The sequence below is a fragment of the Pseudomonas sp. LBUM1679 genome, assembly GCF_059695565.1.
On sequence record NZ_CP166774.1, the window covers coordinates 4770333 to 4781190 of the forward strand.

The 10858-nt window shown below is 56.4% G+C and carries 10 protein-coding genes; 7 read left to right on the top strand and 3 right to left on the bottom strand.

Annotated elements, in window-relative coordinates; genetic code table 11:
• Positions 1 to 219 precede the first annotated feature (219 nt).
• A complete protein-coding gene (locus ACA062_RS21745; protein WP_497452944.1) occupies positions 220 to 960 on the bottom strand; it encodes a TorF family putative porin in 741 nt (246 codons plus the stop codon).
• Between the two features lie 87 nt (positions 961 to 1047).
• A complete protein-coding gene (locus ACA062_RS21750; protein WP_497452945.1) occupies positions 1048 to 2787 on the bottom strand; it encodes an amidohydrolase in 1740 nt (579 codons plus the stop codon).
• A 106-nt stretch (positions 2788 to 2893) separates the two neighbouring features.
• Here ACA062_RS21750 and ACA062_RS21755 point away from each other — a divergent pair, with 106 nt between their 5' ends.
• Positions 2894 to 3805 (top strand): LysR family transcriptional regulator, encoded by a 912-nt coding sequence (locus ACA062_RS21755; protein ID WP_497452946.1) that lies wholly within the window; start codon positions 2894 to 2896, stop codon positions 3803 to 3805.
• Positions 3806 to 3996: 191 nt separating this feature from the next.
• On the opposite strand, the gene ACA062_RS21760 is transcribed toward ACA062_RS21755, so the two are convergent.
• Positions 3997 to 4905, bottom strand: coding sequence for a LysR family transcriptional regulator (locus ACA062_RS21760; protein WP_497452947.1), 909 nt, complete (start codon positions 4903 to 4905; stop codon positions 3997 to 3999).
• 120 nt (positions 4906 to 5025) lie between these two features.
• On the opposite strand from ACA062_RS21760, the gene ACA062_RS21765 reads away from it, so the two are divergent.
• The 6 genes from ACA062_RS21765 to ACA062_RS21790 all read left to right on the top strand — a co-directional run bounded on the left by ACA062_RS21765 (position 5026) and on the right by ACA062_RS21790 (position 10851).
• Positions 5026 to 6105, top strand: coding sequence for a polyamine ABC transporter substrate-binding protein (locus ACA062_RS21765; protein WP_497452948.1), 1080 nt, complete (start codon positions 5026 to 5028; stop codon positions 6103 to 6105).
• 10 nt (positions 6106 to 6115) lie between these two features.
• Positions 6116 to 7084, top strand: a complete 969-nt coding sequence (speB, locus tag ACA062_RS21770) for an agmatinase (protein ID WP_497452949.1) — start codon at positions 6116 to 6118, stop codon at positions 7082 to 7084.
• Positions 7085 to 7119: 35 nt separating this feature from the next.
• On the top strand, positions 7120 to 7677 hold the full coding sequence (locus ACA062_RS21775) for a helix-turn-helix domain-containing protein (RefSeq protein ID WP_497452950.1): 558 nt from the start codon (positions 7120 to 7122) through the stop codon (positions 7675 to 7677).
• Between the two features lie 32 nt (positions 7678 to 7709).
• Positions 7710 to 9056 carry a glutamine synthetase family protein gene (locus ACA062_RS21780; RefSeq protein WP_497452951.1) on the top strand — a complete coding sequence of 449 codons (1347 nt, stop codon included), beginning with the start codon at positions 7710 to 7712 and terminating at the stop codon, positions 9054 to 9056.
• Positions 9057 to 9143: 87 nt separating this feature from the next.
• Entirely contained in the window at positions 9144 to 10511 is a 1368-nt protein-coding gene (locus ACA062_RS21785) for an aspartate aminotransferase family protein (protein WP_497452952.1), read from the top strand.
• 136 nt (positions 10512 to 10647) lie between these two features.
• Positions 10648 to 10851 (top strand): hypothetical protein, encoded by a 204-nt coding sequence (locus ACA062_RS21790; protein WP_497452953.1) that lies wholly within the window; start codon positions 10648 to 10650, stop codon positions 10849 to 10851.
• The last annotated feature ends 7 nt before the right edge of the window (positions 10852 to 10858 follow it).

Genomic DNA, 10858 nt, shown 5'->3' on the forward strand with positions numbered 1-10858 from the left:
ATCTCCTATCTTGTTTTTTTAAAGAGTCCAGCTACCGATACTCGCACGCTGATTGTGGCGCCTCGTTCAGGCATCTGCCCCGATGCCAAACTCCGAAACAGACGCCTAGAACGCGGAAATAAATCTATGTCCCTTCCAGCCTTTAAAAGCGGCGCAAAAGCACCGCCCGAAAAACCTGCAAGCATTCAACAGTGCAAGTTTCTTAACTGAAGGTTTTGATCAGAATGTCTTGCTGGCACTGACTACCACGGTCGCCGTGCAGACGTCGGTGTAACCGTAGTAACTCGCGCACTCGCTCTCGGAAAGATCCGTGTCGATGTAGCTAAGGCCCCAGTCGACCCCAAATGCGCTGCGGGTCAGCTTGGCTTCCCATTCGTCATAATCACCGCGAGCCTTGCCACTGTTTGACAAAAACACATCATCCTTGAAGTCGAAACGACCATAGCGGACCTCCAGACCGACCTGATCCACAATTTCATGGCTGTACCCCAAGTAGCTGTAGAGCGTGTCCTGGTCTTTCCCTACAAAATTCTTCAGATCGTTGGAGTAATAACTGCCGAACTTGAAACCATAGGCTTTGAAAATGGCATAGACCTCACTCATATTGAACTGTCCTTCCTTGGCATAGGTGTACTTGAGATACCCCACATCAAGGCTGACATCGTCATTCAATGGAATGAAAAAGCCTGCGTAGAAATCTTGTTCCAGGCGAGTTTTCAGGTTCATTCCAAAGTCGACATTTGAGGTCCAGACACCCGCGTAAGCACCGCTACTGTGTATCAAGGTGGCTTCCAACTGCGCAGCGGGGTCGCCGAGTGTCATGGACAATCCGCGGCTGCGGTAATCGCTGACCACCTGCGGCTTGAGCTCCAGTTGCAGGTCGTCAGTCAGCGGCACAGCCCAGGCAGCAAAAGGCATAAGCGTGCAGCAGACAGCGGTCGTAAGGGCAAGGCGATGCATAGGTCGAATCCTGTTTATTATTATTGGCAGGCAAGACTTCGTTCTTCCCGTGCCCCGAAGGGCACAGGTCAGGCATACGTTGGGGGGTTACGGGTGGCTGTAAACTTCGCGCCCGGAAAAGTAGGTCTTGAGCACTTGCGTGTCAGCCAATTGCTCATCGGGCACGCTGAACACATCGCGGTCGAGGATGATCAGGTCAGCCTGTTTGCCCGCTGTGAGAGAGCCAATCTCCTTATCTAGACCGATCGCACGGGCGGCGTTGCGGGTATAGGCATAGAACATCGTTTCCCGATCGATATCCTCATCCTTGTTGAGGATCCCCTTGGGGCCTTTACGGCTGATGGCCTGCCCAATGGCTTTCCACGGGTTGGGGGTGCTGATCGGCCAGTCGCTGGCACCGGCAATGGTTGCGCCATTTTTCAGCAGCGAGCGCGCCGGATACATGAATTGGAATTGCATGGCACTGATGTAGGGTTTGAGTAAATCAATGCTCAATTCGTCGGCAGAGGCCCAGTACAGCTGCATGGAAGCAATGACGTTCAGCGGTTTGAAACGGGTGAATTCCTTGGGATTGACCATCTGCAAATGGGTGATCGAATGCGTCACGCCGCTCTGCCTGTCGTGGCGTGCCTGCTCGATCCCATTGAGCGACTCGCGTACCGCCCGGTCGCCAATTGCATGTACGTGGACCAGCCAGCCACGGGCATCTGCGGCACTGACCAATTCACCGAAATGAGCGGGGTCGATCAACAGCTCTCCACCTTTTTTCGAGTTTTTATAGGGGGTCAGCAACGATGCCGTTTGAGCAGGAAACTCGGCGACACCGTCGGCGAATATCTTGATGCCAGGCAGGCTTAGATTATCGACGCCGACAAACTGCTTTCTGACCTCATTCAGCACGTCCAAATCCGCAGGTTTGCTCTTCGGATTGGCAACCATCAGAGCGGCCACCCGCAACTCCAACTCACCTTTTTCCGACAGTGCTTTGTAGACAGGTAAAACCCCCAACGTCTGTGCTGTAGGCTTGAAGTCGAATACCGCATCGCCAGGCATGGTATTGGCCGCTGGGTCCATCAGGGCAGTAATTCCCAGACTGTGGTTCAGATCACGCGCCGCCCGGCCCGCAGCCATCAACTGATCGAAGGAAGGAGAAGGAAGCTGAGACATCACCGCAGACAATCCGGCATCTGCGACGAATCCATTGGGAGTGCTGTCCTCATGGTGGCCGATGGTCGCCACGGCTTCGCCCTTGAGCGACTTGACCCGCTCGGCATCGATACCTGCTCGCTTGAGCATCGCCTTGTTGGCCCAACCAGTGTGGTAATCCCAACCTATGAATACGATCGGTGTATCAACCCATTCACCGTGATTGAAGTGCTTTTCAAGTTGAGCCACTTCACTCCAGTAGGTAGAGGGAAAACCACCAATACTGAGTATGTCGCCGTGTCGCGCCTTGCCATCATCTCGCCACGCGCGCAAACGCTGCTCCAGTTCGTCGAAGGGCAGCATTTGTCCTTCAAGGTCGGCCGCCTTGAGTTTCACCCCGCCAAAGATGGCATGGCTGTGGCTGTCAATAAAGCCTGGCATGACGACCTTACCTTTCAAATCAACCACTTGGGTCATGGCATCTTTGAGCGAAAGAATCTCGATATCACTACCGACCTTGAGGATCCGGCCATCGGCCACCGCTATGGCTTGTTGCTGGGGCTGACCCGGCTCGGCGGTGAACACCTTGCCGTTGTACAAAAGCAGATCGACTGCCGCCATGCTTTCCATAGATGAAAAAGCAATCACCATGGTTAACGTCGCCCTGAGAATCTTCTTCATCGCCCGAACACCTTTTTTTATTAGAGTATCGGGAGACTATCCAATGGAGGCGATGTAAAGAATACTTAAACAGCGAAACACATACTTTCCAAAAAGGTAAAAGTGAATGGATCAGCTCGGCGCTATCACTATGTTCGTCGCCACGGCGGATCAAGGCAGTTTTACGCGCGCGGCTTCCTACCTGGGCAAAACCACGTCGGCTCTGACCCGGGCGGTAACCCACCTTGAGACGGAATTAGGCACACGTCTTTTTGAGCGCTCTACCCGCCGAATTGCCCTGACCGAGGCCGGACAGATCTATCTGGCAAGCGCTCGACAGGTGCTAATTCAGCTGCAGCAAGCTCGGGAAGATGTTGACCAACTCCAGCAGGAGATGTGTGGCACTTTGCGAGTAGCGGCGCCACCGTCCTACGCTCCGGCGTTTCTGAATGCGGTGTGCTGTCGCTTTCTTGATAGGTACCCACAGATGCGTCTTGAGGTAGTTCTCACCGAAGAGTTCGTGGACCTGCTTGAGGGCAGCTACGATCTTGCTGTGCGTGACGGACCTGTTGGGCCGGATCTGATCGCCCGACCACTGACCGTCAACCGTATCCGACTTTACGCTAGCCCACGCTATCTACAGCGCAAGCCTCTTGAAGTCCTACCGCAAACGTTCGATCAACATGACTGGTTGATCTATCGACACCCTGCACTGAACCCGCATTACTGGTGGTTGACCCATGCAGGCGAGCGCCGGCGCATATTGCAGCCGGTGCCTCGCCTGTCTAGCGATAGCTATGATCTTTTGTTTAGTGCGCTGTTGGATGGGCAGGGAATGCAATTCTGTCCGCAGTGGAGTGCTGCTCCCTATCTGCGGCGTGGCGAACTTGTGCAACTGCTCCCCGATATAGACCCGGACCCGGAGCAATTCGGTTCTACAGTCCATGTGATCTATCCGGCACACAGACGCCACACACGCAAACTCCTAGCCTTTATTGAATGTCTCAGCAACTATCTAGACGAGGAAGCGCTGCATTAAGGGGGCAGTGAGGTTCTGAACCAGGGCGATCATCCCTCCCTTTAATTCCGGTCAAACTGGGTAGCGGGAGGGTGTTAACCATAAAAGAAAGTGCGGTTAACGACTGCCGCCGGGATAGTGAGAGCCCAATCTTCGACCACATTGGTGTCTCTACTCGCGCCTCACCATTCAGGAGCGTCTCCTGAATCTAGTCAGATCTCAGAGTTTTCGGCGAACGCAATCAGTAAATCTTCAACCACGGCTTGCTGTGCCTCGCTTGGTTGGCGGCCACTATGGTTGGCCAAGTGGAATTGCACGTTGAATTCTAACGTTTCTGGCCCTAATGCCTGCAACAGGCCTCGGGCTTGCCAAGGCACAGCGATGTGGCGCGGCAGGTAGCCAATGTGTGCGCCAGAAAGGATAAAGGCCAGACTTCCTTCGACTTGTTCGGTGCTCACACTACTGTGGTTGGGCTGGAATGGTTCGACCGAACTTGTGAAACGGTAAGGATGGAGCACTCCGTCACACGCGCTGAGCTGCATCTGGCTGGGGTGTGAAATACCGAATAACGGGTGGCCCTTACCGCAGTAGAGTCGTTGCTGCTCATTGAACAGAGGATGGTAATTCAGCGCACTTTGCTGGCCGGAGAAGTAGCTGATGGCCAGGTGCAGCTGGTTCTGCAACAGGCGCCGTTCCAATTCTGCCGGCATGGCACTGAGTAACTCGATCTGCACATCCTGGTTACGCTTACGAAAACGCCCAATGGCCTGCGCTACGCGGTGCAGCACCTGTACATCAAGGGCTTCGGATAGACCGATTTTGAGCTCGCCGAGCAGTTTATCTGCCATCCCCTGAGCTTCGCCTTTGAATTGTTCGATGGCGGTGAACAGCTTGCGCGTAGCTTGAAGCACCTGCTCACCTTTGGGTGTTAGGCGAAAGCCTGACTTGCCGCGCTCGCACAGGCGATATCCGAGTCGAGTCTCCAGCTTGGCCATTTGCGTGCTGATGGTGGACTGACCGATACCCAGTTCGCCTTGAGCCGCGCTAAAGCCGCCACACTCGACTACGCAGACAAACAGCCGAAGAAGCTGAAGATCAACGTCGTGAACTTGACTGAACATGGCGATTCCAAACATTGATAGCGGTAGATGCCAAGTTAGCACACTTCATATTTATCAGAAGCGAAATGCATCGCAGGATGTCCCGGCCAAATAATAAAAATAACTGAAGAGACCCCAATCATGCGTATGGCCCCCTGGCTTTTGTCGCTCTGTTGCGTGTTGTCCGTGCACGCCGAAGACAAGGTTCTGAATGTCTACAATTGGCCTGAGTACCTTCCGATGCAAGCACTCAAGGAGTTTCAGCGCGAGACCGGTATCCAGGTCAAATACGATATCTTCGACAGCGCCGAGACGCTGGGCAGTAAGCTGCTAACCGGCGGCAGCGGCTATGACGTGGTGTTTCCGGCCTCCAGCGGGCTGGCGCAGGCGATCAAAGCCAAGGCGCTGCAGCCGGTCGACCAGGCACAACTTAAGCACTACACCAACCTCACCCCCGACCTGCTGGCCAACCTTGCCAGTTCCGATCCGGGCAATCGTTACGGTGTGCCTTACACCTGGGGCACGATCGGTCTGGGGCTCAACAAAGAGGCAGTGGCGAAGCGTATTCCCGATGCGCCGCTGAATAGTCTCGACTTGCTGTTCAAGCCGGAATATTCAAGCAAGCTCAAGGACTGCGGCATCGCCATGCTGGATTCACCGCAGGAAGTGATCAGCATTGTCCTCAATTACCTGGGGCACGACCCCTACAGTACGAACGAGGCCGACTTGGAGCAGGTGCAGAAACTGCTCGCCGAGTTGCAGCCGAACCTGCGCTATGTCGCCTCTGGCCGGCATATCGACGACCTGGCCAAGGGTGAGATTTGCCTGGCGCTAACCTACAACGGCGATGCCACCACAGCCGCCGCTCGTGCCAGCGAGGTTAAGCAGCCGTTCGAGGTGCTTTACCGCATTCCGCGTGAAGGCACACTGATCTGGTTCGACACCATGGCGATCCCGGCGGACGCACCGCACCCGCAGGCTGCGCTCGCCTTCATCGACTACATGCTGCGCCCGGAGTCGATAGCCGAGCTGACCAACACCCTGTTCTTTGCCAATGCCAACAGCGCCGCCACCCCTCTGGTTGACCCAGCCGTGAGCGGCGATCCGAACATCTATCCGTCACAGGAAGTGCGTGCCCGGCTATTCAGTGAGCAACTGCTTCCACTGCGCATGCAGCGCGAACGCACTCGCATCTGGACTAGTTTCCGCAGTCACTATTAAGGAGTTCATCGTGGAAGTATTTCAAGGCAACGATCTTGCCCTCACGCGTGAAAGTCTCTACGGCACGCAATCGGAACCGACCTACGGCGGCATCACCAGTTTCATGCGCCGGCGCTACACGCGTGATTTGAGCGGCGTCGATCTGGTAGTCAGCGGCGTACCGTTCGACACAGCTACCAGCAATCGTCCAGGCACTCGCTTCGGGCCAAGGGGAATCCGTGCTGCGTCGATCCAGACGGCCTGGGAGCGCCCTTTCCCATGGGAGTTTGATCCCTTCGATCATCTGGCTGTGATCGACTACGGCGATTGCAATTTCGATCATGGACAGCCGCAGAAGACTCCCGCCGCCATCGAAGCGCATGCCGATCACATTCTGGATGCGGGCTGCGGGATGCTGACTCTGGGGGGGGACCACTTCATTAGCTACCCATTGCTCAAGGCCCATGCGAAGAGGCACGGCGCTTTGTCGCTCGTGCACTTTGACGCTCACAGTGATACTTGGCCCGATGCCGACGACAGCGAGCAGGGGATCCATCACGGCACTATGTTCTATCACGCCGTCCGCCAGGGCCTGGTCGATCCGGGCCGCTCAGTGCAGGTCGGTCTTCGCACCACCAATGACGACACGATGGGCTTCCAGGTACTCGATGCCCGGCAAGTTCTCAGCAACTCACCGAAGGCTATCGCCGAGCTGATTCGTGCGCGGGTAGGTGATAACCCGGTGTACCTGACCTTCGACATCGACTGCCTCGACCCGGCCTTTGCACCCGGTACAGGTACGCCGGTCTGCGGCGGGTTGAGCACGCATCAGGCACTGGAAATCCTGCGTGCATTGCGCGGTATTAACCTGGTTGGGATGGATGTGGTGGAAGTCTCACCGCCTTACGATCACGCCGAAGTGACTTCGCTGGCCGGCGCGACCATCGCCATGGAGATGGTCTGCCTGTATGCCGCGCGGCACAAATTACCCGTCAGTTGAATATGCACGATGAGCCATCTTTTGGAGCTCTTGGCATGAACAAACAAGAAGAAATAGCAGCGTTGGCGATCCTTATTCGCGACCTGCGCGAGCACAAGAAATGCACCATGAAGGAACTGGCGGACAAAATTGGCTGCACGGTCGATTTTCTTTCGCTAGTCGAACGCGGTCTGTCACGTCCAACTGTGGCGGATTTGACGGCGATCAGCGAAACCCTCGGGGTGGCGACCACGTATTTCTATAGCTTGCCAAAACCCAAGAAACTGCCTTGGGTGACTCGACCGGATGAGCGACGTGCGCTGTATTTCGCCAATGGTATTACTGACATTTTAGTCTCACCGAAGATGTCAGCTCCCTTCTCCATGCTCGAAAGCCAGCTGGAGGCCGGTGCCAATAGTGGTGAGCGGTATATGAATGACAGCTCCGAACAGGGAGGTTACGTCCTGGAGGGAGAGTTGAAGTTATGGCTGGGCGATGACGACGAGCCAATCACCTTGTTCCCTGGAGACAGCTTTCAGTTGGCCCGCCACACCCTTTTCCGCTACGGCAACCTCACTGAACAGACGACCCGGGTTCTTTGGGTTTACACCTGATGACACCTATAAAGATCGAAGGAAAAACAACTATGAATGCTGTCTGTGCAGACCTGTTGGCTGAAGTGCGTGCGTTCCGCCTGTGCTACCCGCAGGTCCGCTACGTCGACCTGATTGCCCTGGATATTCCTGGGCACTTTTACGGTAAACGTTACCCGGTAGACATGCTGGAAAAGGTTGCCGCCGGCAGCGCTCTGAAGCTGCCGCAAAACTGCGTGCTGCTGGGTGTGCAGGGTGGGCTGTTCAAGATTGGCGACTACTGCTTCAACGACGGCGACCCGGATGCCCGTCGTCGTTTGATACCTGGCACACTCAAGCCGGTGACCTGGGAAGCACAACCGCTGGGGCAGATGTTGATTACTTCCGATGGCACGGCGACGCCTATCGAGTTCGAGCCACGGGAAGTCCTGGCGCAGGTACTGGATCGCCTGCGCAGCAAAGGCATTCACCCGGTGGTGGCCTTCGAGCTGGAGTTTTATCTGTTCGATAAAAAGTTGCGCGATGGACAACCACAGTTCCCACGCGATCTGCTGACGGACGATGCGGATGATCAGCCGAATATGCACATCGAACGGCTGTCGCGTTTTTCTCCGGTACTCGATGAAATGGTCGAGACGGCGCGAATCCAAGGCATCGACACCACGGTGATCACAGCCGAACTGGGTCCGGGTCAATTCGAAATCAATTTCGGTCACCTCGATGACGGCCTGCGTGCCGCCGACTGGGCCGCTCTGTTTTGCCGCAGCACTCGCGGTGTTGCCCTCAAGCACGGTTACCGCGCCAGCTTCATGGCCAAGCCTTACTTGCAGCACCCGGGCAGCGGCATGCACGTGCACGTCAGCCTCTACGACGAGAAGGGCAATAACCTGCTGGCAGCCAACCATCAGCAGGCGTTGCGCCATGCGGTTGCCGGGTGCCTGGAGCTGCTACCCCATTGCATGCCGATCTTTGCACCGAACCAGAACGCCTTTCGCCGTCTGGGCGGCACAGTGAACGCCGCGACGCGGGCCAGCTGGGGTTTTGAGGATCGCGATGCCTGTGTGCGGATTCCCGAGTCGGACCCGCAGAACCTGCGAATCGAATATCGTCTGGCCAGCGCCGATGCCAACCCTTACTTGGTCCTGGCTGCGATTCTGGTTGGTCTGGAGAACGGCCTGGTCACCGGCCATGAACCGATCGAGCCGCTCAACGAAGACCGCAGCAGCGGTATCGACTTCCCGCTGGAAATACTCGACGCGGTGCGTGCCATGCAGCACGAGCCACGGATACGCGAAGGGCTGGGCGCGGAGTTTGTCGATGTCTACTGCGAAAACAAGCGTCAGGACCATCTGGCCTTTATGCAAGAGATCGCTGCGCGCGAATACCGCTGGTATCTGTAGGTGGCAGCTTGCTGTTCCCGCGCGTTGACGTGGTTGGGCACAGCAAACGTTCTCCAGATTTGTCAGGTACGACTTTAGGAATCAACTATGAGCAAGCAAGTCAGCAACCCGCAGACACTCGAGTGGCAAGCACTGAGCAATGATCACCACTTGGCGCCCTTCAGCGATAACAAACAGCTGAAGGAGAAGGGGCCACGGATTATTACCAAGGCTGACGGGGTCTATATCTGGGACAGCGAGGGCAACAAAATCCTCGACGGTATGGCCGGGCTCTGGTGCGTAGCGGTCGGCTATGGTCGTGACGAGTTGGTGCAGGCCGCCAGCAAGCAGATGAAACAGTTGCCCTTCTATAACACCTTCTTCATGACTGCGCACCCACCGGTGCTGGAACTGGCCAAGGCGATTGCCGATATCGCGCCAGCCGGCATGAACCATGTGTTCTTCACTGGCTCCGGTTCGGAAGGCAACGACACCATGCTGCGCATGGTTCGTCACTACTGGGCGATCAAAGGCCAGCCGCAGAAGAAAGTTATCATCGGCCGTATCAACGGCTACCACGGTTCGACCGTGGCCGGTGCCAGCCTGGGCGGGATGCAAGGCATGCACGCCCAGGGAGGTCTGATACCCGATATCGTGCACATCCCACAGCCATACTGGTTCGCAGAAGGCGGCGACATGACGCCGGACGAGTTCGGCATCTGGGCCGCAGAGCAGTTGGAAAAGAAAATCCTCGAAGTCGGTGTAGACAAGGTCGCGGCTTTCATTGCCGAGCCGATTCAGGGTGCCGGCGGCGTGATCATTCCACCCGACAGCTACTGGCCGAAGATCCGCGAGATCCTCGCCAGGTACGACATCCTGTTCGTTGCCGACGAAGTGATCTGTGGCTTCGGCCGCACCGGCGAATGGTTTGGCAGCGACTACTTCGCTAACAAGCCAGACATGATGACCATCGCCAAGGGTCTGACCTCGGGCTACATCCCCATGGGCGGGCTGATCGTCAGCGACAAGATCGTCGAGATGCTCAACGAGGGTGGCGATTTCAACCACGGTTTCACCTACTCCGGGCACCCCGTGGCAGCGGCGGTGGCGCTGGAAAATATCCGCATCCTGCGCGAAGAGGAGATTCTAGAGCGCGTGCGTGAGGAAACGGCACCTTATCTGCAGCAGCGTTTGCGTGAACTGGCAGATCATCCGCTAGTGGGCGAGGTCCGTGGCGTCGGCATGCTCGGTGCGATCGAGCTGGTGAAGAACAAGCAGACCCGCGAGCGTTTCGAGGGCAAGGGCGTCGGCATGATCTGCCGCGGTCACTGTTTCGACAACGGCCTGATCATGCGCGCCGTCGGCGACACCATGATCATTTCGCCGCCGCTGGTGATCAGCAAAGCCGAAATCGATGAACTGGTGACCAAGGCGCGTCAGTGCCTGGATCTTACTGCCACTGAGATCCTCGGTTGAGCTAAGCGTCAGGTATTAACTCAGGTTCCGGGTGGTGGAACCTGAGTTGATCCACTGGTAGCCCAGTTCTAGTCAGAGTCCAGCGTATTTAATTTGGCTGCTACATTTTCCAGAATTATCGACTTTGGAGGACTGCATGGACGACCTTGCTGGGAAGGTGGCAGCGGGTGAGCCGCTATTGCGCAAGGCTCTGCAAGCAGTACGCCGTTACAACGAAGCGAACGGCGTGCAGCCGGCCGAGGAGGTCGAGCGCCTGCGGCTCGAAGCTAAAGCGCTCATGACTGCAGTGTCGGAGTATCAGCTTTGGGTACTGGGTAATCCGGCGCGGTTACTTCATTGAACTGGAA

Coding starts and splice junctions, on each gene's coding strand:
- ACA062_RS21745 (WP_497452944.1), bottom strand. CDS start 960: ATGCATCGCCTTGCCCTTACGACCGCTGTCTGCTGCACGCTTATGCCT.
- ACA062_RS21750 (WP_497452945.1), bottom strand. CDS start 2,787: ATGAAGAAGATTCTCAGGGCGACGTTAACCATGGTGATTGCTTTTTCA.
- ACA062_RS21755 (WP_497452946.1), top strand. CDS start 2,894: ATGGATCAGCTCGGCGCTATCACTATGTTCGTCGCCACGGCGGATCAA.
- ACA062_RS21760 (WP_497452947.1), bottom strand. CDS start 4,905: ATGTTCAGTCAAGTTCACGACGTTGATCTTCAGCTTCTTCGGCTGTTT.
- ACA062_RS21765 (WP_497452948.1), top strand. CDS start 5,026: ATGCGTATGGCCCCCTGGCTTTTGTCGCTCTGTTGCGTGTTGTCCGTG.
- ACA062_RS21775 (WP_497452950.1), top strand. CDS start 7,120: ATGAACAAACAAGAAGAAATAGCAGCGTTGGCGATCCTTATTCGCGAC.
- ACA062_RS21780 (WP_497452951.1), top strand. CDS start 7,710: ATGAATGCTGTCTGTGCAGACCTGTTGGCTGAAGTGCGTGCGTTCCGC.
- ACA062_RS21785 (WP_497452952.1), top strand. CDS start 9,144: ATGAGCAAGCAAGTCAGCAACCCGCAGACACTCGAGTGGCAAGCACTG.
- ACA062_RS21790 (WP_497452953.1), top strand. CDS start 10,648: ATGGACGACCTTGCTGGGAAGGTGGCAGCGGGTGAGCCGCTATTGCGC.